Here is a 24,681-nt window from a genome sequence, read left to right on the forward strand (position 1 = left end):
AGGGCACCCCGAGCGCAGCTCCCTCGCATTCCCCCTTTCACTGGGACGACGGAATGCGTGAACAAAAGAGCTAAAGGGGGCTGATGGCTCAATTGGGCAGTATTTGTTGGGAGTTCAGGGTCTGATCTCTCGGCGAGCGGTGCCGTGTGCCAGGGGGTGGGGTGCATGACGGACAGCGACCGGGCTGTCGCCATCATCGGGGTGGGCCTCCGTCTGCCCGGCGGGCTGACGAGCCTGGACGAGTTGTGGGACGCCCTGGTGCGGGGCCGTGACCTGGTGGGCGAGATGCCGGAGGACCGGTTCGCGCGGGCGCGTTACGTGGATCCGGGCCCCGTACGGGTGGCCCGCAGCTATACGGCGGCGGGCGGATTCCTCCCCGACGTCGCCGGATTCGACGCGGGGTTCTTCGGTATCGCCCCCACCGAGGCGGTCCGTATGGATCCGCAGCAGCGGCTGGTGCTGGAGATGGCCGTGGAGGCGCTGGACGACGCCGGGCTGCCGGCGGAGTCGTTGGCCGGCTCGTCGGCGTCGGTGTTCATCGGTGTCTCCGACCCCGCCTACATCCGGCTCCAGGCGCAGGTGCGGGACGAGGCCAGTCCCTACGTGATGAGTGGCGGCGCCCTGTCGATCGTCGCCAACCGCCTGTCGTACTGCCTCGACCTGCACGGCCCGAGCATGGCCGTCGAGACCGCCTGTTCGTCCGCGCTGGTGGCCGTGGACCGCGCCTGCCGCACCCTGTTGGACGGCACGAGCCGTGTCGCGTTCGCCGGCGGCGTCAACGTGTTGGTCGGCCCGGACGGCTTCTCCGGGTTCTCGGCCGCCTCGATGCTGTCGCGGCACGGTCGGTGCGCGGCGTTCTCCGCCGCGGCGGACGGCTTCGTACGGGCCGAGGGCGGGGGTGTGGTCGTCCTCAAGCGCCTGGCCGACGCGCTCGCCGACGGGGACCGGATCCACGCGGTGATCGCCGGCAGCGGCAGCAACTGCGACGGCCGCACGGCGGGGCTGGCGCTGCCCAGCGCACAGGGGCAGGAGGCGCTGCTGCGCGACGTCTACGAGCGGACCGGAATCGCCCCGGACGACCTGGTCTACTTCGAGGCGCACGGCACCGGCACGCCCGTCGGGGACCCGGCCGAGGCGCAGGCCGTCGGGCGGGCCCTGGGCCGGCGCCGCTCCGGCGGGCCGCTGCCGATCGGTTCGGTGAAGTCGAACTTGGGGCACTTGGAACCGGCCTCCGGAATGCCCGGATTGTTCAAGGCTCTGCTCGTCCTGCGACACGGCATGGCTCCGGCGACCCTGCACGCGCTTCCCCTCAATCCCGGCATCGACTTCACGGGGCTGCGTCTCGCGCCCACCGTCGAGCCCGTCGAGCTCGACGTGCGCCCCGGGGCGGCCGTCGGTGTGAACTCCTTCGGTTTCGGAGGCGCCAACGCCCACGCCGTGCTGACACTGCCGCCCGCCGAGCTGCCCGCCGGTCCGTCCCCCGCCGGACCGCTGCCGGTGGTGATCTCCGCCCGCTCGCCCAAGGCACTGCAGGAGCTGGGGGCCCGGATGTCGGACCGGCTGCGCCGGGCGGCACCGGAGGAGTTCTACGACCTCGCGCACACGTCCACCCGGCGCCGTAGCGCCCACCCGCACCGCGCCGCCGTCCTGGCCGACGAACCGGGCGCGGCGGCCGAGGAGTTGGAGCGGGTGCTGGCGGGCGAAGCGGCCGCCGGCGCCGTCGTCACCAAGGCCCGGCACGATGCCGTGGTGTACGCCTTCTCCGGCAACGCCTCCCAATGGCCCGGCATGGGCGCCGACCTGTACGCCGCCGACCCGGTCTTCCGCGCCGCCGTCGAGGAGGCGGACGCCGCCCTCGCCCCCCGCCTCGGCTGGTCGGTGGCCGGGGAGCTCGCCCGCCCCGAGGCGCCCCGATGGCAGCGCACCGAGGTCGTCCAGCCCGCCCTCTTCGCCCTTCAACTCGGCCTGACCGCCCAGCTGGCCGCGCACGGGATCCGCCCGGCCGCGGTCCTCGGGCACAGCGTCGGCGAGGTCGCCGCCGCCCACGCCGCGGGTGCGCTCACCCTGGAGCAGGCCGCACTGGTCGTCGCCGAGCGCAGCCGCGCCCAGGCCGCCACCGCCGGCACCGGCCGCATGGTGGCCGTCGGCTTGTCCGAACGGGACGCCCGCGACGTACTTGCCCGCTACGACGGCGCCCTGGAACTGGCCGGGGTCAACAGCGACCGGGACGTCACGATCGCCGGACCGGCACGGGCCCTGGCCGCCCTCGGCGCCGAACTCACCGCGCGCGACGTCTTCTTCCGCGAGCTGGACCTCGACTACGCCTTCCACACGCGCGCCATGGACCCCATCGCCCCGGCCCTGCTCTCCGCCCTCGCCGGACTCACCCCGTCCGCCGCGCGGATCCCCTTCGTCTCCACCGTCACCGCCGCACCCCTGGCCGGCCAGGAGCTGACAGCCGCGTACTGGTGGCGCAACATCCGCGAGCCCGTCCGCTTCGCCGAGGCGGTCGCCCACGCACTGGCTCCCGAACCCGGCACCGTGGTGGAGATCGGGCCCCATCCCGTCCTCGGCCCCTATCTCCGCCGCACCGGGGCGACCTACGTACCCACCCTGCGACGCGACGCCGACGGACCCGCCGCGGCGCGCGCGGCCGTCGCCGGGGTGCTCGCGTCGGGCGCCGCGGTGGACTGGGCGGTGCACTTCCCCCGCCCGGGCCGCGTGGCCGACCTGCCCGCCTACCCCTGGCAGCGCAAACGTCTGTGGCTCGGCGGCCCGGGCGACTGGGAGCGCAGCAGCGGCACCGGGCGGGTCGAACACCCGCTGCTCGGCGAACGGCTGCCCGCCCCGCATCCCACCTGGGAAGGAGCGATCGAGCCCCAACTGGTGCCGTGGCTGGCGGACCACCGCGTCGAGGGGGCCGTGGTCATGCCCGCCGCGGGCTACCTGGATATGGCCCTCGCCGCAGGCCGGCGGGCCCTGGAAGCGGCCGTGGAGGTACGGCACTTCGAGATCGCCCGGCCCCTGACCGTGTCCTGGCCCGACCCCGGCGGGGCACGGTTGCAGACCACCGTCGTCAAGGACGGCGGCACCCTGGCCATCAGCACCGCCGAAGGCCGCGGAAAGGAGTGCCACATCCTGGTCAGGGCCCAGGTGCGACCGGTGCTCGGCCACCCCCCGGCCCCCGTCGCCGTCGAGGAGGTACGGGCCCGCTGCCCGCATGTGATCGACGGCGCGCGGCACTACCGGGAGACCGCCGCCGCGGGCATCGACTACGGCCCGGCCTTCCGCGTGCTGCGCGAACTGCGGGTCGGCGACGGCGAGGTACTGGCCTCCTACGCCTGTGACGCGTCCGGCGCCGCCGACCACGAGGTGTGGCCGGCCGTGCTGGACGCCGCCTTCCAGGCGGGCGCCCCCCTGCTCCACGGCCGCGCCACCGGGGGCGACCTCTACCTGCCCCGTGCCCTCGAAGCCCTGCGCGTGTGGCGCGCGCCCGCCCCCACCGGGCTGATCCGGGTGCGCCGACGGGTCACGTCCGAGGCCGAGGCCGGCTGGGACGTCACCGTCATGGACGAGGACGGCACGGTCACCCTGGAAGCCGACCGCCTGTGGCTGCGCCGGATGCCCTCCGGGCGCGTTCCCCTGACCGTGCAACGGACGGTTCTGCGGGCCGCTCCATGGCCCGGACACGACGACCGGGAAACCGTCGGGCCCGGTCCCGCCGGTCTCGTCACGGCGGCGAGCGGACGGATCGCGGCACTGCGGACGGCCTGGCGGGACTCCGGCCACACCGCCGACATGGCGTCCGGGCTCACCTCCGTCGCCGCCTGCTGGGCCGGCGTACTGGCCGGATTCCTGACGGACGCGACCGAGCCGTTCACCGTGGGCGACCTCGTCACCGCCGGACTGCTGCCCCAGCACCGCCGCCTGGTCAAGGCCATGCTCCCCCGCCTCCAGGAACACGGCGTGGTGCGCCTCCGCCCGGACGGCCGGTGGCAGTTGGCTCCCCTGCCGGCCCGTGCCGAGGAGACCCTGCGCTCGATCCTCGCGGACCACCCCGGGATCGGCGCCGAGACGGTCCTGACGACACGGCACCTGCAACATCTTCCCCGTCTGCTGCGCGGCGTGTCCGATCCCCTCCAGTTGCTGGCCTCAGACCCGGTCCGCCTTCAGCAGCTCTACGACCTCAGCCCGCACAACCGCTTCTCCCACCTCCTCCTGCGCTCCGTGCTGGAGGAGATCGTCCGCCTGTGGCCGCAGGACCGGCCGTTGCGCATCCTGGAAGTCGGCGCGGGCACCGGCGGACTCACCGCCGCCGTGCTCCCGGTGCTGCCCGCCGACCGCACCCGCTACACCTTCACCGACATCTCCCCGGCGTTCCTCAGCGCTGCCGAGCACCGGTTCCAGGCGTACGACTGCATCGACTACCGCACGTTCGACCTGGACGCCGACAGTGACGGGCAAGGAGTGCCGGACGGCGCCTTCGACGTGGTGCTGGCCGCCAACGCCCTGCACACCGCCGCGGATCTGGCGGCCGCCGTACGCCGTGTGGGACGGCTGCTCGCTCCCGGCGGCCGGCTGCTGGCCGCGGAGTCCCACGACCTGCTCCAGCTGGCCTCGATCTTCGGGACCCTGGACAGCTTCTGGAGCCGCCGCGACCGCGACCTGCGCCCCGAGTGCGTCCTCCTGGATGCCGCGCGCTGGCCGGGCCTGCTGGAAAGGTGCGGGCTCACCGGTGCCGTGCGGATCGGGCTCGAGGCCGGAGCGGAGCCGGCCGACATCTCCGTGCTCGTTGCCGCGGCGGCCGACCGGCCCGCCGCCACCCCCGCTCTCGCACCCGCGCCAGCCGGCGCCGTCTGGACCGTGGCGGCCGAGACCCCGGCCGAGGAGCCACTGGCCCGGGCTCTGGCGGAACTCCTGGGCGACAACGCCGAAGTCACTACCTTCGACCGCCTCACGGCCGAACCCCCGTTCGGAACCGAGGAATTGGTCACCGTCGTCCTCCTCGGCGAACCCGAGGAGGACCCCGAGACCCTCGTGGTCCGCAGCACCCGCAGGGCCGCCGCCCTGCGCGAGCTCGCCGACCGTCGTGACCGGCTGCCGGAGGGGATGCGGACCCGGACGTGGCTGGTCACCCGCCCCAGCGGACTCCTGCCCGCCCCCGAGCGCCCCGCCCACCCGGGCGACGCCCCCACCCGGGCAGCCTCCCGCACCCTGGCCAACGAAAAACCCGGGCTGAACATCCGCCGCATCAGCCTCGACCGCGCCGAGGACGCCGCCACCGACGCCCGCCGCCTCGCCCGCGAACTCCTCGAACCCTCGGACGAGGACGAGATCGTCCTCACCCGCGGTGGCCGCTTCGTGCCCCGTGAGACCGGGCACCCCGCCCACGAGCCGTCACGCACCGGCCCGGCCGACTCCTTCGCTCTGGCCGTCCGTGACCCCGGCCTGTCCTACCGGCTCGCCTGGACCGAGCGCCCCCTGCCCCGACCGGGACCCGGCGAAGTCGTCGTCGGGGTAAGGGCGGTGGGCCTGAACTACCGCGACACCCTGCAGGCCAACGGCCTGCTGCCCGCCGAGGCCGCCGAGGGCACACTGACCGAGCACGGACTGGGCATGGAGTACGCAGGTGTGATCACCGCGACCGGACCGGGCGTCACCGCCCGGGCGCCCGGCGACCGGGTCTTCGGCCTGGCGCCCGCGGCCCTGGCCTCACACGTTGTCGTCCCCGCCGACATCGCCTCCCCCATCCCGGAAACCATGAGTTTCACCGAGGCAGCCACCCTGCCCGTCGTCTTCGCCACCGTCCACCACAGCCTGGCCCACCTCGCCCGCCTGGCTCCCGGGGAGACCGTGCTGGTCCACGGCGGCGCCGGCGGCATCGGCCTCGCCGTCCTGCAGTACGCCCGCCTCCATGGCGCACGCGTCATCGCCACGGCCGGCAGCGAAACCAAGCGCGACGTGCTGGCCGCCCTCGGCGCCGCGCACGTCCTGGACTCCCGCACCCTGGACTTCGCCCCCCGCGTCCGGGAGCTGACCGACGGACGAGGCGTCGACGTCGTCGTCAACTCCCTCAGCGGAGAAGCCGCCGCACTCAGCCTGGACCTGCTGCGCCCGGGTGGCCGCTTCATCGAACTGGGCAAACGCGACATGCTGGAGAACCGGGCCGTGCACCTGCGCCCGTTCCTGCGCAATCTCGCCTACTTCGGCACCGATCTCAACGCGCTGCTCAGTGAACCAGGGGCGACGGACACGCTCCTGAGCGAGGTCGCGGACCACGTCAACGCCGGTGACTACCGTCCCCTGCCCCACAGCGTCCACCCCGCGGCCCGCGTGCACGAGGCGTTCCAACTGCTCCAGCACTCCCGCCACATCGGCAAGGTCGTCGTCTCCTTCGACCCCCTCGACGAACCCGTCCCCGTCCACGGCGACCCCGGCCCGGTGCGGTTGGACGGCGAAGGAACCTACCTCGTCACCGGCGGACTGGGCGGCTTCGGCGCCGCCACCGCCGACTGGCTCGCCGCACTGGGCGCCCGCCACCTCGCCCTGGTCAGCCGCCGCGGCCCCGCCGCACCCGAGGCGGCCGCCGTCCTCGACCGGCTGGAGCGGCGCGGCGTCAGCGCCACCCCCTACGCCGCCGACGTCACCGACGAATCCGCCCTGCGCAAGGTGATCGCCGCGGTCGACGCCACCGGGCATCCGCTGCGCGGAGTGGTGCACAGCGCCATGCACCTCGACGACGCACCGCTCGCCGACCTCACCGGCGAACGCTTCGCCGCCGTCCTCGCCCCCAAGGCGGCGGGCGCCGCCGTCCTGCACCGCCTCACCGCCGACCGCGACCTCGACCTGTTCCTGCTCCACTCCTCGCTGGCTGCCCGCGTGGGAAACCATCGGCAGGCCGCCTACGCCGCGGGCAACGGCTACCTGGAGGCCCTGGCCCGCGCCCGCCGTTCCGCCGGCCTGGCCGGCACGGCCGTCGCGTGGGGCGGCGTCGCCGGAACCGGCTACGTCGCCCGCCATCACCTGGACGCCGCCCTGGCCGCCCTGGGCATCGACCTCACCCCTCCCGACGTCCTGCTCCGCACCGCCGAGGGCCTCCTGGCCGACCGTACGGCCGTCGCCGGGATCATCCGCTGCGACTGGGCCCGCGCCCGTCGCCTCTTCGTCACCGTCGACGCGCCCCGCTTCCGGCCGGTCACCCCGGCCCACACCCTTGAGGAGGACGACACCCGTCAGGACTTCGTGCGCTCACTGCGCACGATGGACACCGACGAGGCCGCCCGCGCCATCACCGAGGTCCTCACCCGCCTGCTCGCCGGCGTCCTGCGCACCGACCCGGCCGAGCTCGACGTCGACCGCCCGCTGACGGAGTGCGGGATCGACTCCCTGATGGGCGCGGAACTCCTGGTCCGCAGCCACGAGTACTTCGACGTGCGCATCTCACCGGCCGAGCTCATGAGCGGCGCCGGCACCCTCACCCGGATCGCCTCACTGATCCAGCAGCGCCTGCGGGCCGGTGACTGAAAGGGGTGATGGGACGCGAAATACGGCTACTCGCCCCGAAAATCCGACCCGATCCACCGATTTCGCCCGAGCCCTGCCGCAGCCGCACCCCGACGAGCCCTCGGTCTTCAACGCCGGCTACCCGTCCGCAGGACCGCCGCCGACTCCGGTGACAACCGGATCGGTCCGCTCCCGTCGGGCGTCGGCACCGGCCGCCAGGCGGTTAGGACCTCCGAGCCGACGGGCACCCGGCGTTCGGCGGGAACGCGGCCAAGGTTGACGACGACGAGCAGGGGGCCGCGCCGGAAGGTGACGCAACGGTCCGGGTCCACCGCAGGGTCCGTGCCGGTCCAGTCAGGATCAGTGAGGGCCGGTTCCGTCTGCCGAATGGCAATCAACTGGCGGTACCAGTCGAAGAGGCCGGCTGGACCGTTCGATCGCTAGGCCGTCCATGACCAAACGTTCCCACCTATAGCTGTGGATCCCCGGTTAGCAAAACCGGGGATCCACCCCGATTCTTGGTGCACCAACCGCCCCGACGACGCCATTGGAGACCCCGTCCACAACGCACCACCGGCGCCCCTCGTTGCCCGGACAGCCGAACACAGCAGAAGTCACGCAGAGCGACCGCCGAAGGCAGTGTGTCGGGCCGCTCTGCTCATGATCCACCCACACGAGCAGTGCTCATCAAGCGCGGAAACCACCATCACTGCAGGAGGCAGTGCTCACGAAGCTGCGGTCCCTACACCTGTCACCACGGCGTAGGGCTCGCCCTCACCCCGCACGATCGAGAGCTCGATGACTTCCACGAACACACCCGCGCAGATCACCCTTTCCTTCAGCCGGAGCGCCGGCATCGTCGCCGTCGCTGCCGGCGAGAAGTACCCCTGGGCGCGGACCGCGCTGGAGGCCACCGGCTTCCAGCGGCGCCAGGACGGCACGTACTCCCTGCCCGTCGAGGACCCGCAGGCTGCTCAGGCCACGATGGCCGAGCTTCTTCGGACCGCCGACCGCCACCTGAGCGTGGTGAAGATCAGCGGGCGGACCTTCATCGGTGATGTCGCCGAGGGCATCGCCGCGCATCTGCCCGGCCGGTGGAGCGCGACGGTGGACGTCTACAGCCATCCCGTCTGGCAGGAAGACCTCGTCCCGCTGCTGTGGGACACCGGAGAACTCGCTCAGGAGGTCCGAACCGCCAGGATCCCCTGCGCCGCGGTGCTCAACGACGGCGCCGGCACCGAGCTTCTCCTCATCGAACGGCCCGGTCACCGCCAGGACTACCTCGTCGGCGCGTTCGCTCCGGAGGGCTTCGACGACAACTACGAGGATCCGCACGCGCCGAGCAGCATCGTCATACCCGGCGTGGCGCAGCCGGCCGCGCAGGCGATCAGCGAACGCTTCCTGCCTGCCTACCAGCAGGCGGTGCGTGCACGGCGCGTCGCCGATATCGCCTCGACCCTGGAGCGCCTCCGCGAGGAGTACCAGACCTGGGAGATGATCAAGGCGTCCGGCCGCTACAGCGACGGCAGTCCTCTGATGGCCGGGGTTCTGCCCGGCGCCGAGGAGGCGTTCGCGAACCTGTCCTGGAATGCGTTCGGCGACACATTGCGCCATGGCCTGGCCGTTCTGGAGCGCTGCCCGCCTGCTGGGCCCGTCGCACCGCAGGACGCTGCCGCTCTCGACCGCCTCGCCGGGGCCCTGGCCCGCGGGGAGGAGGTCATCGCGGACTGGGACGCTCTGCAGGAAGACTGGCGGAGGACGCCGAGAGCGCTGACCGCCGACTCCTACATCGACGCCAAGGCCGAGCGCGACGCCCGGTTGCGGCCGGTGATCGAGACGTGGCTCGCCGACGGCGACGCCTTCCTGCGTCACGCCCGCGCCGTCACCCCAGCCCCACCCAGCGGGCCGTCCGGCCAGGGCCGTGCCCTCCCCGCGCTCCCGCCCGCTGTGCCGGCACCACCCGGCTCCGCACCCGCCCGGCGTTGACCCCGCGCAGAAAGGTTCCCCCTGCCCGAGCACTTCCACTTCGGCACCCACCCCCACCACGGCTTCGTCGCCGCCGCTACCGCCAACCTGCCAGCCCACCTGGCCGATTGGTTCCTGACCCGGGAGCAGTTCGAACCCGTCCCCAGTACCCCCGGCCTGTACCGGCTGAGTGATCCGGACCGCGACGGGCAGCGGCGCACCCGCCAGGCCGTACAGGACCTGCGTCGGCACGGCTACACCGTCCAAGCCGACTACACCCTCGACCCGGCCCTGACGCCCGGCCCGCCCCAACACCCCGCGCAGCTTGGCCAGCTGGTACAGCGCAGCCGCATCGCCCGGGCAGCCGCCGCCCGTTCACCGCAGCGCGGTCACGCTCCGGCGACTTCCCTTGGGGGCCGGTCTCTGCCACTCCCGCCTCCACCGTCGGCCGCCACCGTCGGGCAGCGCCGCTGACCCCGTCCTCACCGCGCCCCAGGACGCCACCCCCTTGATCGACCCGCCCGCGCCGTAGGCGTGCCGTCGCCCATCACGGAAAGCCCCTCGCGTTGACCACGACCGCCCACCCGACCACGCCACCTGGTGCCCGCCCGGTGCTGGCCCATCCGCACGTCGCCCGTCTCCTGGTGGGCACCCTGATCGGGCGGCTGCCCAACGGCATGGCGCCGGTCGCCATTCTCTTGCTGGTTGCCGACCAGGGCGGAGCCCTGTCGCTCGGCGGTTCGCTGTGCGCCCTTTACGGTCTGGCGTCCGCCGCGGGGCAGCCGCTGCTCGGCCGGATGGTCGACCGGCGCGGCCAGAGTCTGGTCACCTCGGCGGCAGTGATCGTCACCACCGTGTCTCTCCTGCTGCTGCCCGTGGTCAACGCGGCGGCGCAGCCCGGCGTCGCGGCGGGCCTGGTTGCGGTCGCCGGGCTGAGCACGCCACCGTTGGAGGCTGGTCTGCGGGCGCTGTGGCCGCAGGTGCTGCCCGATCCGGACCGTCAGCGGGCCGCTCTGGCCCTGGACACCGGCACCCAGGGGTTGATCTATGTCGCCGGGCCCCCGCTGGTGGCTGCCCTCGTCGCCGCCGCCGGCCCGGGCACCGCGATGACCGCGAGTGCCGTCCTGGGACTGCTCGGTGCGGCCGTCGTGCTGACCGCAGCCCCCTCCCGCAGGTGGGCGCCCACTCCCGTCGCCGGGTCGGGCGGCTTCGGGCCGCTGCGCCATGGCGGACTGCTCCTGCTCTTCATCGCCTTGACTGGCGTCGGCTTCGCCCTGGGTGCCATGAACGTATGGGCCGTGGCGATGGCCGACCGCTACGAGATGAGCCTGCTGTCCGGGCTGATTCCTGCGGCGCTGTCCACCGGAAGCCTGGTCGGCGGGCTTCTGTACGGGCGGCGGACCTGGCCGGGTGCGGTCACCACCCAGCTCACCGTTGCCGCCGCGGCGTTCGCAAGCGGATGGCTGGGGCTGATGAGCGGCCCCGGGCCGATGCCGGCGATTGTGTTCACCGCGCTGCCGGGCCTGTTCCTCACCCCGCTGATCACCAATGCCTTCCTCGCCGTCGACCAGCTCGCCCCGGCCGGCACCACGACCGAGGCGTACGCCTGGCTGATCGCCTCCATCGGCGTGGGCCAAGCCGCCGGAACCGCCCTGTCCGGCACCGTGGCCGCCCACCCGCTCACCGGCTCGGCGCTCCCCGCGGCAGGCGCCCTCACCTGCCTGGCCGTGCTCGTCGCCGCGCACCGCCGGATCACCCCCGCAGGCGCACTGCGACAGCGAGGTCGGCACCGCCGGGTTCCCGCTCACGCCGCCCGCCCCTGACCCCATTTCCCGCAAGGAGATTCACCGATGGCTGTCCGTACGACCTGGACCATTGCCCACACTTGTGGCCACAGCGTGGAGCACGACCTGGCGAACCGCCCGGCCGACAAGCGCGCCGGCTTCGCCCGCTGGCTGGCCGGCAAGGACTGCACCGACTGCTGGAAGGCCGCCCGCGACGGCGACGGTGCCGGCAAGGAGGAGTGGCTCGCCGCCAAGCGTGCCGAGGAACAGCAGGCCGCCGCCGCGTGGACCGGCCAGTTCCAGATGCCGCCGCTCGACGGCCCGGCAAAGGCCCTGGACTGGGGCGAGCGCTCCCGCCACCAGCTGGTGACCGCCGCCTACACCGCCCTGGTCACCGAAGGAACGTGGGACGAGGCGGACTGGGCCGAGCTGGAGGAGAAGGTCCGCGCCGTCACACGGGCCGGCTGGTGGATCGACCAGCGCGACGCCGAAGCGGCGGACCTCCCCGAACTCCTGGACGCCGCCACCGACGACGACCGCGGCACGGAGAACCCGTTCCGATAGAAGCGCGGGCTCATACCCGATGATCCCCGGTTAGCGAAACCGGGGATCCTCCGGACCATTGATCCTCCCACCGCCACCCCAAGGACCCGTTCGAAGTGCCTGACGCCACCGCGCCCCGCCCACCGCATATCCCCACCATCTGGGCACCAGTCGCCGACCGCCTCACCCCCCAGCGCGACATCACCCACGCGCACTTCCGCCCCGGCGAACAGGTCGTCATCGTCAAGGGCGTCGCCGACGGCGAGTTGTGGGGCGAGGCCATGACGGTCGTCACCCCCTCGTGGCACACCCCGACCGACGAGGACGGCTGGCGGCTGCGCAATCCCAACGGCGGCGAGCGCACCTACATCACCGCCCACCCCCGCTACATGATCCACCTCTCCCGGCGTTGCGCCGACTGCCTGATCCACCACCGCGCCTTGAAGGAGATCCTGCTGCCCGCGTACGCGAAGGCGGCCGGCATCGTCGACTGCGGCTGGTACAGCGTGACCGCCCTGAACCAGCTGGTCCACATCGACGACGCCCGGAACGGCCGATGACCACCACCACGATCCCCGCACGCAGCGCCGCTCTCGACCGCATCCGTGCCGCCGCCGCTGCGTCCCTGGCTTCCGGCGCCGGCTGGCCGGACGTCCTCGCGGGACTCCTCGGCGACATCGACGCGACCTGGCAGGAATCGGCGGAGGTCTGTTCCGACATCGCCTGGCAGGCCCGCGCCACGGGCACCAGCGCCCTGCTCGCGGTGCGCGCCGAACAGATCACCGACCCCGTCGCTGATCCGGTTATCGCGCGGGCGCACCGGCACCTGTATCTGGTGGGCCTGCGCTATGACTTCCGCTGTCCCAGCATCGAGGCGCTCTTCGAGCTCATGCCGCCGGAGGTCGTGGGCCGGTTGGACGTCTACAGCCGCGCTCTGTGGGCCTTCGCTCTTCTTGGCCAGTCCCGCACGGACGGCTTCGAGATGATGGACCGGGTGCTCGTGGACGCCGGGGATCACCCGAAGGTTCTGCAGGTGCTGCTGCACAGGCTGTGGCTGGGACACCGCCTCCCTGGCCGCGAGGAGCGCATGCTCGGTCTGCTGGACCGGCCGCCGTTCGCGGACCGTACGGATCCGGTCGCCCTCTTCCGCGAGGCCGCGGCCCTGCGTGGGCTGGGCAACTACCGCAAGGCGCTGGACGTCATCGACCGGGCGCTGGATCTGCTGCCGCCCGGCGACCCGGCCGTGCACGCCGACTTCGTCCGCGAGCGCTCCCTGATCACCGCAGCGGACGACTGGGCCCGCCTTGCCCGGCCCTGCCGCGCCGAGGCACGGTGATCGCGCGCGTGACCGGCTCGTTCCGGTCCTTCAGTGAAGCTGTGCGCGAGATCACCGGCCGGCTCCGGGCGCTGGAGGAGGAGCTGAGCGGGCAGACGGTCCTCGCGCACTCCCCCGGCCTCGCCGCCGCCGGCCGGGAAGGGCCGCCCTGGGGCGGCAGGGATGTGACGGAGTATCTCGCAGGCCCCGCCCGCGAAAGCGGATACGGCGAGCACGAGGAGAGGCCGTTCCTCTTCCACCTTGCCGTGCGTCTTCACCCCGACGAGCGCACGGTATCAAGGGCGGAGTGGTCGCAGGTCGCGCACCGGATCGTCCGGGCCGCCGGCATCGCTCCGCCAGGGGAGGAGCAGGCGTGCCGCTGGGTGGCCTTCCAGCCCCGGGCCGGCCGGCTCGATCTGCTGGCCAACCTCATTCGAGAAGACGGCACCCGCGCCCGTCCGTCGCGCCCCCTGCACACGCACCTGGAGTCCGAGTGCCGCCGCATCAGCCAAGATCTCGGTCTTCGTACCGCCGGGAGCCGCCCGATCGCGCCCAGCGACGCGGAGTCCGCGGTCGCCGGCGCGGCGCAGGCGGCATGCGTGCACCGGCTCGCCGGGGAGAGCGACGGGCCCTTGGCTGCCGTCCGCCGGCAGCTCGAACAGGCGGCCTACCTCCTCGCCGGACTCCCCGACGGCCAGGGCGGCGACGCCAGCCGGCGTCTGGAGTGGGCCGCCCGCCGCCTGTACGCCCTGCAGGAAGACCTGCAGGAGACCGCCACCGTCCTGGGCCGCGGCATCCAGCACCTGCCGCCCACCGCCACGACTCCGGTTCCGGCGACCACCGCCGCCGTCCCGGCCCGCCGTTCCCGATGACCGTGCCCTTCCAGAAAGATCCCGTTCTTGGCTCTTGCCGACCGTCTGCTCACCCTGCGGCGCGATGTGCACTCCGGCGAAGTCCTCGCCCGCGGCGGCGATGTGGAAGCGCACAGCATCCTCCAGCGCACCATGTTCGTGCCCGTCGCCCGCCTGCACGAGGACTACCACCGCCTGCCCACCGGACTCGACACGAGCGAGGAGATCCGCCTTGCCACCCGAGCCGTGGCCCGCCTACGGGCCGTGGGATACCACGTCGACTGCGACCCGGACTTCGACACCGAGCACCGCGAGCCGCGCTACCTCACCCTCGGCGCCCAGGTCGCGGCCATCGCCGACCGCATCCGCACCGCCGAAACCACCGAGGACGCCGCCGACGCCCTGACGGAACTGACCGCCGCCCACGACGGCGTCCTCGACGCCCTGCGCGAAGTCCTCATCGCCACCGCCGACTTCTACCAGAACCTGGGCCAGGGCGCCGATCCGTACTTCGCCCAACGGCTGCGTTTCCTCGCCGACGAGCGTCTGGGCGCCATCACCTCCGACGTGTGCGGCCTGCGCAACAACCTCGCCGACCGGCACACACCCCACCCGCGGCGCACCGCCTGCGAAGGCGAGGTTCCAGGCGACGAGCGGGAGGCGTCCACCGTGTGCGCCTGCCCTGCCCCGCCGCCCCGCGTCGCCTCCACGCCCGCCGTCGCGGCCGGCGGACGGCGCCGCTGAACCCCCCACCCGCTGCCCCTGAGGAGAACATGCCCGACCCCGCTGACATGCACGACCTGGAGTCGTTCGCGCAAGTCGTCGCCGGTGAGCTGCCCGGCCGTTGGACCAGCGCCTACCACCGCCACGCCGAGTACGCCGACCAGTTCCCGCTCGCCGAGGAGGTGTGGGACATGGACTTGGTCTCCGGCGCCGTCGCCGAGTACGTCCTGGGCCATGACGCCGTCCTCACGCGCGACGACGGGGCCCGCCTCTACCTCACCGGCCGTCCCGGCCACGCGGAGGAATACCTCGTCGGCGCCATGGCCCCGCCCGGCTTCGAACCGGATGCGTTTCGGGGGGTCCGCGAGCCGGACGGCATCGCCGTCCCCGACAACCCCTTCCTCGCGGCGCACGAGATCGCCTCCGACTTGCTGCCGCGCTACGACCAGGCCGTCGCCCAGGTCCGGTACAACGCCGCCTACCCACAGCCGCCGGCCTCCGCTCCGGCCCCGGAGCCGGAGCGCGTGGTGATGACCTGGTTCGGCGACGGCATGCTGGCCGCCAAGCCCGACAGCCCCGAGGCCGCCACGGCCCTGCACAAGGCCGGTTTCGTCTACGACCCGCGCGAGCAGGCGTTCGTCCTCTCCGGCGACGACACCGCCCTCCAGGCCCGGGCCGTGCGCGCCGCCGGTGCCCAGCTGGCCGCCCACGGCATCGGCGTCATCCTGCGCCACCCGCCCAGCCGCCCCGCGCTGGAGACCACGGCCGTCCCGCCCCCACAGCCGGCCAAGCCGTCCACCCGCACCCGATGAACACCTCCACTGTGCAGGAAGAGCCGCGCTTCTCCGTCCTGGGCTACATCACCATCACCCGGGACCGGCGCACTCAGCTCGTCGTGGCCATCGGAGGAGACGACCAGGCCGCAGGCATCTTGCAGACGCTCGGCGGCTTCGTGTCCGCCCCCGGGCCGCGCGGCCCCTACCACCGCCAGCCGCATGACCTGTCCCTCGACCGGCAGCGTCACGGTGCCACCGCAGCGGCCCACGGTCTGTTGTTGGCCGGCTTCAGTGTCCACCTCGACCCGTCGCTGAATACCCTCTCCGGCCACGACGGCGACCGGCAAGCGGCCCTGCGCTACCTCGACCAACTCACCGAGCGCGCCCGGCAGGCCGCCGACGACCGCGAGATCGCCGCCGTCCTGACCGAGATCGCCGCACCCCACGAGGGCCTGCTGCCCCGCATCGCCCAGACGCTGATCGCCACCTGGGCGCCCTGGACGCAGCGCCTGGAAACAGCGGGGAAGAAGCCCGACCTCGCCGAGGAGCTGATGAACACCACCAGCAGACTCTCCAGCCACGCCCACGTCATCGCCACGATCCGCGACAAGGCTGCCACCCGGCCCGTGCCGTCGGCCTCCTCCCCGGTCTCCACCGCTCTCCCGGCCACGTCCCGCCGAACAGGCCCGCACGCCAACGCCCACCGCTGAACCGGGCGGGCGACCCGTGACGCCTGCCGACCCAGCCCGGCGCTGACCAGCGCTGCGCGGCGTCGCATCTGAAATTACCGGCCGGCCCTGGCCCGCAGCGGGGGCCGGCCGTCCACCCCGATACCTGGAGTTTGAGCAATACCCGAGCGCGACCGCACTATCCCGCCGCCGATCACCGCCGACCGCCCGCCCCGCCTGGCCACCTTCCTCTTCCGCCGCTACCTGCACGCCTGCGCCCTCGGCGGCAGCACCCGCGGCCATCCCCTGGCCACCGGCCCGTACGGGTCTCTCGACGACGCTCGCCGCCGCGGCCAGCGCCCCTGACCAACCGCCGCCTTCACTGCACTGCCCGGAGCGCCATGCCCGATCCAACGCCCTACCCCGTACTTCTCGCTGACAACATCGCCCGTCAACTCGGGCTCCTCGCCCAGCACCTCGCCCAGGCGCCGCCGGAGCAGACCGCCCAGATCCTCGGCCGCGTCCTGGACCCCGACATCGGAGTCCTCGGCCAGGTCACCGCCCTGGTCGAAACCGGCTCCCGCTCCACCCGGGCCCACGCCGAGCAGGGCACCTTCCCGCCCGAGCTGTGGCTGGCTCTGGGCCGTGCCGCGAACGATCTCAACGGCCTGTGCGCCGACCTCAGTGACCACGCGGAGGACTTCCAGCGCCTGGCCCGGCCGGCACGCGCCGAGGCCGCGCCCCGGCCGCCGGCACCGGTGGCCGCGGCCTTCGTGGCCCGGAGGCGCCGATGAAGAAGGAGTGGGCCGGCTGGGGGCCGGCCGGCCAGCAGGCCCAGCAGCACTACCTCATCGAACCCCGGCACCTGGCCGGCGGCGGCGACCTGCGCCACGTCACCGAATTCCTGCGCGCCTCCGGCTGGACGGACCGCTCGTCCAAGGCCGGCCTCCCCGTCGTTTTCGACAGTCCCGACCGCACGGTCCGCATCGGCTACGACCCCCATTCTCAGCCCGGCGGCTGGACGATCCGTGGCAACGCCACCGGCCGGCAGGAAGCCTGGCACGCCACCCTCGGCAAGCAGGTCCCGGTGGAGATCGTCGCCGGATTCACCGACGCCCTCACCCGGCCCCGCTCCGCGCACGCCCCCAACGTATGGCAGCCGCTGCAGCACCACGGGTGGCGCACCGAGCAGGGGCAGCACGTCACCGCGGTGAGCCCGGACGGCAACGCCGTCGTGCAGTTCCACCAGGACGGGCAGGGGCAGGCGTACTGGTGGGCCGCGGCCCAGACCGAGCACGGGCCGGCGTGGAGCGCGGTGTTCACCCCGACCACGCCGATGCATCTGGTGCAGGCGTTCACCACCGCCCTGTCCGATCCGCAGCCGGTGATGCGCCCGCGCGGGCACGTACCCCCCACCCAGCGCATCCGCACCACCTCCGTCTCGGTGCTGCCCTCCCAGCTCAGTGCCTGGCAGCAGGCCCGCGTCAGTGCCGCCCGCGCCGCCACCTGGGCCCGCAACTCCTGGGCCAGCACCCGCCCCCGGAAAACCGCCACCGGCCCGTACGCCACCGCCGGCGGCGCCCGCTCCCGCCGCTGACCAACCACGCCCCCGCCCCCGGGGGCCCCACCTGAGAGAGAACCCCGCGCGTGCGCCACCCCGCCCGCCTCACCCCACGGAAGGCCGACATCGCCGTCGCCGGACTCCGGCGGCCAAGCGACCAGCGCGGACACCAGCCATGAGCCAGCCCTACACCCCCACCCGCGCCAGGGATCCCCGCGATCTCATCTGGTACGCCACCCGCCCCCGGCACCTGGCCGGGCCCGGCGACCCCCGCCACGTCACCCAGGCCCTGCGGGCAGCCGGCTGGAAGAACCACTCCGCCCCGGACTACCCCCACGTCGTCCTGGCCAGCGCCGACCACCGGCACACCCCCCTGCTCGAACCCGTCCCCGACACCTACGCGGCCTGGTGGCGCATCTCCTCCCAGGCCGACGGACAGCACTGGCACGCCTCCTTCGGCGGCAACACCCCCGTCGAAATCCTCGCCGCCTACACCGACGCACTCATCCGGCCCGCACCGAAATCCGAGCCGGAGGTGTGGCCGGCGGTCACCAGGGCGGGCTGGACGTACGAACGCGACGAGCACGGCAGCGAGCAGGCACTTCACCCGGACGGCATTCTGAGCCTGCGCCGGCAGGCCAGCCACGACCCCGTATCCGTCCACTGGCGCGCGGAAGCCGCGCTGCCCACCGGCCTCGGCGGCCAGCGCCGCCTGTGGGAAGCCTGGTTCAGCGAGAACGCCCCGCCTCATCTGATCGCCGCGTTCGCCACCGCGCTGGCCAGTAACGAACCGGTCCAGCGCGCCATGTCCGGCGTTCCGCACCCGCACCTGGTCACCCAAGAGATCAGCGGGCCGCAGGGCGAACAGCTCGTGGCCGCCCACGAGGAACGCCTGACCGCCACCCGTGCCGCCGCCCGCCGTGCCCGCCGCGCAGCATCACCGCGCGCCCAGCCCGGTGCCGGTCCGGCCGCTGCTGCCCGCGCCTCACGCAGCCGCTGACCCTTACCCGCCCTTCCGCCCCCGCCCGCCGAGGGGAGGGAGAGCAGCACCGATCCGCTCTCCCTCCCCCGCGGCTGCACCCCGCCTTCGGAGACTCACCGACTTTGACAACCGATCCCGCCGCGACCCACCACCGGTTGCTCCTTGACCAGCTTGCCGCCTTCCTCAAAGAGAGCGAGCAGACCCTGGCCGACTGGGACGCCTACTCCGACCAGCACACCGACCCCGACGGCTGGCCCCACGACGAGATCACCTACGGCCTGCGCGCCGGCCGCCGCGATGCCGATACCTGGCGTTCGTTCAGCCGCGTCCGCCACGCCGCGAAAGATCTCCTCGCCGCCGCACAGGCGCAGTTGCGCACGCTGCCCGCCTCCCGCATCCAGTCGCGGTGGGCGTGGCAGCTCTCCGCCCTGGACGACTCGCTCGACCAGCTCGCCGCCCTCCAAGAGCAATGGCTCCAGAGACGGGATGCGGTGCCGTCGTCGGCCGTGCCAGGCACCGAGGCGTACGACGACGCGCTGGCCGAGCGCAACGACGAAGCCTGGCACCACCTTCACCAGTGGTCCCTGCACGGGCAGAGCGTCCTCGACATCCACGCCGCCGCGCAGGACGAGGCCGCCTCCCGCACGTCGCCGGTCCTGCCCTCACGCGCCCCGGCCGCCCCCGTGCAGTCCCCGAAGGCACCGGGGGCCCGCCGGTGACACCCGTACCCGAGGACATCGAGCAGGTCCTGATCGCCCCGCGGTACCTGGCCGGCGGCGGCGATCCGGCCTGGATCACCGCCGCGCTCCACCGGGCCTGCGGCTGGAGCCACGGCAACGACCCGCTGATGCCCCGCGTTCTGCTGACCAGCCCCGACCAGCAGGCCATGCTCCGCCTCGACCCCACCCCCGACCAGCAGTGGTGGACCGTGCAGCACGCCCGCACCGCCGCGTCGCCGGCCTGGTCGGCATCCTTCGGCGCCCGCACCCCGGTAGAGATCATCGCCGCCGTCACCGACACCCTCACCCACCCGGCGCTGCCCACCGCCTCGCTCGCCGCCGACCCCTACCAGCCGCTGCGTCAGGCCGGTTGGCACGAGGACGAGCAACGCCACGCTCTCGTCTCGCCCGACGGGATGGCCTGTGTCGAGCACTTCGCCGAGGGGCGGTCCAACAGCTGGTTCGTCGACGTCGCGGACGAGAGCCGGCAGGAGCGGGTGTGGCGGGCGTACTTCAGCGGAAGCGCCCCGCCGCATCTGATCACCGCCTTCACCCACGCCCTCGCCGGCGAGAGCCCGCTGCCACGCGACCCACTCCACGTCCCCCTCCTGGGACGCCACCACCAGCGCGCCACCACGCGCCAGGTCCCGGCAGCCGCCGTCGCCTTCGCGCTGGAAAAGCGCGTCAAGGCCCTCGCCAGCCGCGGCGCACCGACGCAGCCGCCGACGAGCCCGCCGGGCGTTCCTCCGCGCCGCCGTTCGCGCTGACCGCAGCCCCTCCCCCGCGCCCCCTGGAACTCCGTGCCTCCGTCTCCCTCAGCTCCTGGCGGCAGCTCCGACGGCTACGACATAGCCTTCCGCGTCCTGCTCGCCCTCTTCGCCATCGCCGTGCCGCTGGCCAACCTCGCCTGGCTCGGCGGCAACCTCACCGCCTACCTGACCGGATCCGGCCCCTGGGCCGCCTACCAGCCGGTCGAAGCCCTCCTTCGTCCCGAACGCCTCTGGCCGGACGCCGGCGAAACGTCCCTGCTGGTCGGCACGCACATCATCCCCGCCACCCTCCTGATCACCCTGGCCATCGCCGCAGCCGTGCTGTGGTCGCGGCACCGGGGCGGAACCGGCAGCCGGAAGAAGAAGGTCGCCGGGATGGCGAAGCAGAAGGACATCGAACCGCTGCTGTCGAAGGCGATTACTGCCAAAGCCCGCTCGCTGCGCCCCAGTCTGAAGGAGGCCAAGACGGTCGAGGCGAAGGACACTGGCATCCTGCTCGGCAACCTCCAGGGCACCCGACGGGAAGTCCGCATGGGATACGAGGACGTCGCCGTGGCCATCATGGCTCCGCGCTCGGGCAAGACCACCAGCCTCGCCATCCCCTCGATCCTCGCCGCGCCCGGCCCCGTCCTGCTCACCTCGAACAAGGCCGCGGGCGACGCATACACCGCCACCCTCGAAGCCCGGGCGAAGGTGGGCCGGACCTGGTCGATGGACCCCCAGCAAATCGCCCACGCCAAGCGGGAGATGTGGTGGAACCCGCTCGACGACGCCACCACCCTCGAAGGCGCCGGCCGACTCGCCGGGCACTTCCTCGCCGCCTCCGTCGACGCCTCCCAGCAGGGCGACTTCTGGTCCAAGGCCGGATCCAACATCCTCAGCCAGCTCTTCCTCGCCGCCGCCCTGGACAAGCGGCCCATCACCGACGTGATGCAGTGGCTCGCCTTCCCCGCCGACCGCGGCCCGCTGGACATCCTGCGCGACCACGGCTTCAGCGCCGTCGCCGCCCAGCTCAAGGGCACCGTCGAGGGCCCGCCCGAGACCCGCGACGGCATCTACGAAACCGCCCGCCAGTACGCCGCCGCCCTGCTCAACAGCGAAATCGCCGCCTGGGTCACCCACCAGAAGGACGTCGCCGAGTTCCGGCCGGCCGACTTCGTCACCTCCCGCGACACCCTCTACCTGCTATCGAAGGACGGCGGCGGCGGCGCCAGCGCGCTGATCGCCGCGTGCGCGGACTCGGTGATGCGGGCCGCCACCGCCCAAGCCGAACGCGCCGGCGGACGCCTCGACCCGCCGATGCTCGCGATCCTCGACGAGGCCGCCAACGTCTGCAAAATCAGCGACCTTCCGGACCTGTACTCCCACCTCGGCTCCCGCGGGATCATCCCGATCACCATCCTGCAGTCCTACCGCCAGGGCCAGAAGGTCTGGGGCGACGCCGGCATGGACGCCATGTGGTCCGCCTCCACGATCAAGGTCATCGGATCCGGCATCGACGACCCCGACTTCGCCGACAAGCTGAGCAGGCTGATCGGCGACCACGACGTCGAAACGAAGTCCACCTCCGTCTCCGAGTCCGGCAAGTCCACCAGCATCAGCATGCGCCAAGAACGCATCCTGCCCGCCGACGCCATCCGCGCCCTGCCCAAGGGCACCGCCCTGTGCTTCGCCACCGGCATGCGCGCCGCCATGCTCGACCTGCGCCCCTGGTACCTCGAACCCAACGCCGAACACCTCTCCGCCGCCTCCGCCCGCGCCTCGAAGGCCATTACCACCCGCGCGGTGGCCAAGGCCGCACCCAAGCAGACGGACTTCGGCACCGCCGCCTGATCCGCCGGTCCCGCCGCAGCACGCCCTTGCACTCTCCTGCCCGATACCGGCACCTGCCCTCCATCCGTATCTCCTCATGGAGTGACATGGCCTTCATCGACCACCATGACGTGGTCGTCGGCTCGACCGACGACGGACACACCTTCATCGTCCTCAACCGCCCGATCCGCACCGCCCACCACGCCCTCACCGCCAGCGGATTCGCCGCCCGTGAACACAACGGCCGCACCATGTACCTGCTCCCGTCCGGCACTTCGACGGAGGAAGCGCACGACCGCACCGGCGACGCCCTGCACCATCTCCTGGCGCACACCATGGACTTCGTCGACCTGAGCTGGACCACCCGCTACACGGCCACTGGGCCCGTGTCCGAGGCCGCCGTCCGCTTCGATCTCTCCGACGGCCGGGTCACCGCCACCGTCCACACGCCGGCCGCCCGCGACGTGATCGCGCAGCACGGGTTCGCCCCAACCCCGCAGGGATACGTCCTGGCCGCCCAGCTGAGCGAGCGCGAAACGGTCGGCGCCGTCGCCCGCGCCGAAGCACACCTGTGGTCCCTCGGCATCCCCAGCGAGATCACCCTCGGCATACCCACGCCCAAGGCGATCCCCGCGGCCCCCGGCCACACCAGCGCGACCGCTCCGGCACGGCCGTCTCCCGTCCCACGGCAGAGCCGGCGCCCGCGCTGAACCGCCCCTTCGCCGCACCACACTTCGCCCCAAGGATCCCCTGATTGGCCGCCGACCCCTTCCTTCCCGAGCAAATCCTCGCCCTGGCCTCCCACATCACCCGTCACAACGACTCCCTCCCCACCATCAACCTCGCCTCACCCCAGTCGCCCCGACAGCTCCTCCTCCACCTCCCGATCACCCAGCGCGTGGCCCACGAGGCGTTCGACACCGCCGACGCCCTCGCACACCAACCCCTGCACCCCACCCCCGCCGTACGCAGGGGCGCGCTGCGGATCAGACAGCTGGCCCACCTGATCACCGAAGCCGCCGAACACCTCCTCGACGCCACAGACCTCCTGGAAGCAACCCGCCCCCAGGGCCACAAGCCTCATGACGAGCGCACTCTCGCCCTGGCCTACCAGGAAGTTCGCGCCCGTATCGAGATCGCCCGTGACCTGACGGCGCTGGGCCCGGACGACGCGGTCGAGGCCGCCGAACTTCTCGGCGGCGAGATGAAACGGCAGCACGCTGCCCTCGTCCACCCACCCCACGCGCTGTCCGCCGCGCAGCTGGCGGCCCTGCGGGCCATCGCCCGCGGCCAGGTGACGGTCGAGGACCAGGACGACAAGCTCGGCGTCTTCAGTGGCGAGACGCGGGTGAGCAGTACGACGCTGCGGGCCCTGGAAGCCAAGCACCTCCTGCTGCGTGAGGCCCTTCCGAACGGCACTCGCCGACAGCGCCCACACCTGACCGCCGCCGGCCGCCGGACCGTGGCCGCCGCCTTCGCCACCGGCACGCCCGCCCCTCGCTCCCCCGCCGCGCCCCGCCCGACACCCGGCACGGCCACAGCGCGAACTCGCTGACCGGACCGCTCGCTCACCTGCCTCTCCCGCACAGCACAGGCGGTGATCGCCGCTTCAACGCCCTCCGCTATCGGTGCCCCGCCCCACAGCCTCCACTGGAAAGGCAAACCCATGTCCTCACCCGCCCGCACACCAGCGATCCGTGCCGTGGAGCAACTGGCCCGGCTCACGCATGACTTCGCTACGCTCCATCAGCAGCTGCACCGTGACCGGCTCACCGCCGGCACCCAGTCACTCCCGACGCTGGCCACCCGATACGCCACCGCCCAGGGCCTGACGGCCACCTCGCTGTCGCTCTTGCTCAGTGTGGCGGAGCAACCATGGGCCCATGAGGTGGCCACCGGCCGGTCAGCCGTGGAGTACCTCGGCCACCTCACCCGGGCCGCCGGCAGCGCCACCGGCTGCATCACCGGTGCGGCGGCTATCGCCGCCGAATTCCACCGCATCGACGGCCAGCCAGGCTCCGACGGCCCGCGCCCCGCCCGGTTCCGCGCGGCTCTCGACGAACAGCTCGCCGGAGCCGCCGCTGTCCTGAAGGACGCGCCCGCCATGGGGCTGTCCGCCGCCCGCTTCATCGAAGACGCCACCCGCACCTACAGCCGGACCACCGGCGCCAGCATGAGCCCCGACGCCGACCGGGCGTCCGCCCTGACCGGAGCGCCGGTGAAGGTGACGGACACCCAGCACCGCGCCCTTGAGGTCATCGCCCGGCACGACGTCCGGGTCTACCAGGACAGGGGCCACCGGCAGCACGTGACGACCGGCGCGGGGGACCGCATCACGATCTGCACAGCCGAGGCCCTCCTGTCCAAGGGCCTGATCCGCCAGGACAACACCACCAGCCTCTTCACCGGCCAGCGCCTGCGCCTGACCAAGACCGGCCGAGACACCCTCCACGGCCTCGGCCCCGCCCTCACTCGGCCCCCCGCAGCATTTGCCCGGCCGGCGGCCCGTTCAACGGCCCGCACTCGCTGATCAGGCCCAGCCCGTCCGCTCGACATCACCGCCCAACCGCAGAACCTGCTCAGTCACCGCCTGCCGCCGCCAGCGTGCCCTCCGCCGATCACGGCGCACCGCGGCCTTGCCCTGCCGACCACTCGGCAGTTACAGCCCCCACCGCTCAAGGAACGACCATTTCAACCGCTCCCCGATTC

General features: G+C 73.0%; 20 protein-coding genes. 19 read left to right on the forward strand and 1 reads right to left on the reverse strand.

All coding sequences use genetic code 11. The features are described 5' to 3' along the window. The first annotated feature begins 165 nt into the window (after positions 1-165). Positions 166-7,524 (forward strand): SDR family NAD(P)-dependent oxidoreductase, encoded by a 7,359-nt coding sequence (locus ACH4PU_RS33795; protein WP_398280987.1) that lies wholly within the window; start codon positions 166-168, stop codon positions 7,522-7,524. A gap of 107 nt (positions 7,525-7,631) precedes the next feature. Here the strand turns inward: ACH4PU_RS33795 and ACH4PU_RS33800 are convergent, their stop codons facing one another. Continuing rightward, positions 7,632-7,901: a DUF3459 domain-containing protein gene (locus ACH4PU_RS33800; RefSeq protein WP_398280990.1), complete on the reverse strand. Its 270-nt coding sequence runs from the start codon at positions 7,899-7,901 to the stop codon at positions 7,632-7,634. A gap of 400 nt (positions 7,902-8,301) precedes the next feature. Between ACH4PU_RS33800 and ACH4PU_RS33805 the strand changes: the two genes are divergently transcribed. The 18 genes from ACH4PU_RS33805 to ACH4PU_RS33890 all read left to right on the forward strand — a co-directional run bounded on the left by ACH4PU_RS33805 (position 8,302) and on the right by ACH4PU_RS33890 (position 24,502). Further along, positions 8,302-9,489: a hypothetical protein gene (locus tag ACH4PU_RS33805; RefSeq protein ID WP_398280993.1), complete on the forward strand. Its 1,188-nt coding sequence runs from the start codon at positions 8,302-8,304 to the stop codon at positions 9,487-9,489. Positions 9,490-10,034: 545 nt separating this feature from the next. Continuing rightward, positions 10,035-11,291: an MFS transporter gene (locus ACH4PU_RS33810; RefSeq protein WP_398280996.1), complete on the forward strand. Its 1,257-nt coding sequence runs from the start codon at positions 10,035-10,037 to the stop codon at positions 11,289-11,291. A 27-nt stretch (positions 11,292-11,318) separates the two neighbouring features. Next, positions 11,319-11,816, forward strand: coding sequence for a hypothetical protein (locus ACH4PU_RS33815; protein ID WP_398281000.1), 498 nt, complete (start codon positions 11,319-11,321; stop codon positions 11,814-11,816). Positions 11,817-11,911: 95 nt separating this feature from the next. After that, positions 11,912-12,355: a hypothetical protein gene (locus ACH4PU_RS33820; protein ID WP_398281003.1), complete on the forward strand. Its 444-nt coding sequence runs from the start codon at positions 11,912-11,914 to the stop codon at positions 12,353-12,355. Beyond that, positions 12,352-13,131, forward strand: coding sequence for a tetratricopeptide repeat protein (locus ACH4PU_RS33825; RefSeq protein WP_398281006.1), 780 nt, complete (start codon positions 12,352-12,354; stop codon positions 13,129-13,131). Before ACH4PU_RS33820 ends, ACH4PU_RS33825 begins: the two co-directional genes overlap by 4 nt. 41 nt (positions 13,132-13,172) lie before the next feature. Then, on the forward strand, positions 13,173-13,982 hold the full coding sequence (locus ACH4PU_RS33830) for a relaxase/mobilization nuclease (protein WP_398281009.1): 810 nt from the start codon (positions 13,173-13,175) through the stop codon (positions 13,980-13,982). A gap of 27 nt (positions 13,983-14,009) precedes the next feature. Beyond that, positions 14,010-14,705, forward strand: a complete 696-nt coding sequence (locus ACH4PU_RS33835) for a hypothetical protein (RefSeq protein WP_398281012.1) — start codon at positions 14,010-14,012, stop codon at positions 14,703-14,705. A gap of 29 nt (positions 14,706-14,734) precedes the next feature. Continuing rightward, positions 14,735-15,496, forward strand: coding sequence for a hypothetical protein (locus tag ACH4PU_RS33840; RefSeq protein WP_398281015.1), 762 nt, complete (start codon positions 14,735-14,737; stop codon positions 15,494-15,496). Then, positions 15,493-16,170 carry a hypothetical protein gene (locus ACH4PU_RS33845; RefSeq protein WP_398281018.1) on the forward strand — a complete coding sequence of 226 codons (678 nt, stop codon included), beginning with the start codon at positions 15,493-15,495 and terminating at the stop codon, positions 16,168-16,170. The genes ACH4PU_RS33840 and ACH4PU_RS33845 overlap by 4 nt, the downstream gene beginning before the upstream one ends. Before the next feature lie 359 nt (positions 16,171-16,529). After that, positions 16,530-16,922, forward strand: coding sequence for a hypothetical protein (locus ACH4PU_RS33850; RefSeq protein ID WP_398281020.1), 393 nt, complete (start codon positions 16,530-16,532; stop codon positions 16,920-16,922). Then, positions 16,919-17,725 carry a DUF317 domain-containing protein gene (locus ACH4PU_RS33855; protein ID WP_398281023.1) on the forward strand — a complete coding sequence of 269 codons (807 nt, stop codon included), beginning with the start codon at positions 16,919-16,921 and terminating at the stop codon, positions 17,723-17,725. Before ACH4PU_RS33850 ends, ACH4PU_RS33855 begins: the two co-directional genes overlap by 4 nt. A gap of 139 nt (positions 17,726-17,864) precedes the next feature. Then, positions 17,865-18,689 (forward strand): DUF317 domain-containing protein, encoded by an 825-nt coding sequence (locus ACH4PU_RS33860; protein ID WP_398281026.1) that lies wholly within the window; start codon positions 17,865-17,867, stop codon positions 18,687-18,689. Positions 18,690-18,793: 104 nt separating this feature from the next. Next, positions 18,794-19,390: a hypothetical protein gene (locus ACH4PU_RS33865; protein ID WP_398281029.1), complete on the forward strand. Its 597-nt coding sequence runs from the start codon at positions 18,794-18,796 to the stop codon at positions 19,388-19,390. Continuing rightward, positions 19,387-20,157: a DUF317 domain-containing protein gene (locus ACH4PU_RS33870; protein WP_398281032.1), complete on the forward strand. Its 771-nt coding sequence runs from the start codon at positions 19,387-19,389 to the stop codon at positions 20,155-20,157. Before ACH4PU_RS33865 ends, ACH4PU_RS33870 begins: the two co-directional genes overlap by 4 nt. 33 nt (positions 20,158-20,190) lie before the next feature. Further along, the gene (locus ACH4PU_RS33875) at positions 20,191-21,993 is read left to right on the forward strand and encodes a type IV secretory system conjugative DNA transfer family protein (RefSeq protein WP_398281035.1); all 1,803 of its coding nucleotides are present in this window, start codon (positions 20,191-20,193) and stop codon (positions 21,991-21,993) included. Positions 21,994-22,079: 86 nt separating this feature from the next. Then, a complete protein-coding gene (locus ACH4PU_RS33880) occupies positions 22,080-22,682 on the forward strand; it encodes a hypothetical protein (protein ID WP_398281038.1) in 603 nt (200 codons plus the stop codon). Positions 22,683-22,726: 44 nt separating this feature from the next. After that, positions 22,727-23,527 (forward strand): hypothetical protein, encoded by an 801-nt coding sequence (locus ACH4PU_RS33885; protein ID WP_398281041.1) that lies wholly within the window; start codon positions 22,727-22,729, stop codon positions 23,525-23,527. 111 nt (positions 23,528-23,638) lie between these two features. Continuing rightward, entirely contained in the window at positions 23,639-24,502 is an 864-nt protein-coding gene (locus ACH4PU_RS33890; protein WP_398281043.1) for a hypothetical protein, read from the forward strand. Positions 24,503-24,681: the final 179 nt, after the last annotated feature.

Origin of the sequence: Streptomyces sp. NPDC021100 (genome assembly GCF_044333095.1) — a bacterium.
In the GTDB taxonomy this organism is placed as follows: domain Bacteria; phylum Actinomycetota; class Actinomycetes; order Streptomycetales; family Streptomycetaceae; genus Streptomyces.

Bases quoted from the DNA above. Each gene is read 5' to 3' on its own strand.
- ACH4PU_RS33840 (WP_398281015.1), top strand. From the start codon at position 14,735: ATGCCCGACCCCGCTGACATGCACGACCTGGAGTCGTTCGCGCAAGTC.
- ACH4PU_RS33860 (WP_398281026.1), top strand. From the start codon at position 17,865: ATGAGCCAGCCCTACACCCCCACCCGCGCCAGGGATCCCCGCGATCTC.
- ACH4PU_RS33815 (WP_398281000.1), top strand. From the start codon at position 11,319: ATGGCTGTCCGTACGACCTGGACCATTGCCCACACTTGTGGCCACAGC.
- ACH4PU_RS33890 (WP_398281043.1), top strand. From the start codon at position 23,639: ATGTCCTCACCCGCCCGCACACCAGCGATCCGTGCCGTGGAGCAACTG.
- ACH4PU_RS33845 (WP_398281018.1), top strand. From the start codon at position 15,493: ATGAACACCTCCACTGTGCAGGAAGAGCCGCGCTTCTCCGTCCTGGGC.
- ACH4PU_RS33805 (WP_398280993.1), top strand. From the start codon at position 8,302: ATGACTTCCACGAACACACCCGCGCAGATCACCCTTTCCTTCAGCCGG.
- ACH4PU_RS33795 (WP_398280987.1), top strand. From the start codon at position 166: ATGACGGACAGCGACCGGGCTGTCGCCATCATCGGGGTGGGCCTCCGT.
- ACH4PU_RS33880 (WP_398281038.1), top strand. From the start codon at position 22,080: ATGGCCTTCATCGACCACCATGACGTGGTCGTCGGCTCGACCGACGAC.
- ACH4PU_RS33855 (WP_398281023.1), top strand. From the start codon at position 16,919: ATGAAGAAGGAGTGGGCCGGCTGGGGGCCGGCCGGCCAGCAGGCCCAG.
- ACH4PU_RS33825 (WP_398281006.1), top strand. From the start codon at position 12,352: ATGACCACCACCACGATCCCCGCACGCAGCGCCGCTCTCGACCGCATC.
- ACH4PU_RS33850 (WP_398281020.1), top strand. From the start codon at position 16,530: ATGCCCGATCCAACGCCCTACCCCGTACTTCTCGCTGACAACATCGCC.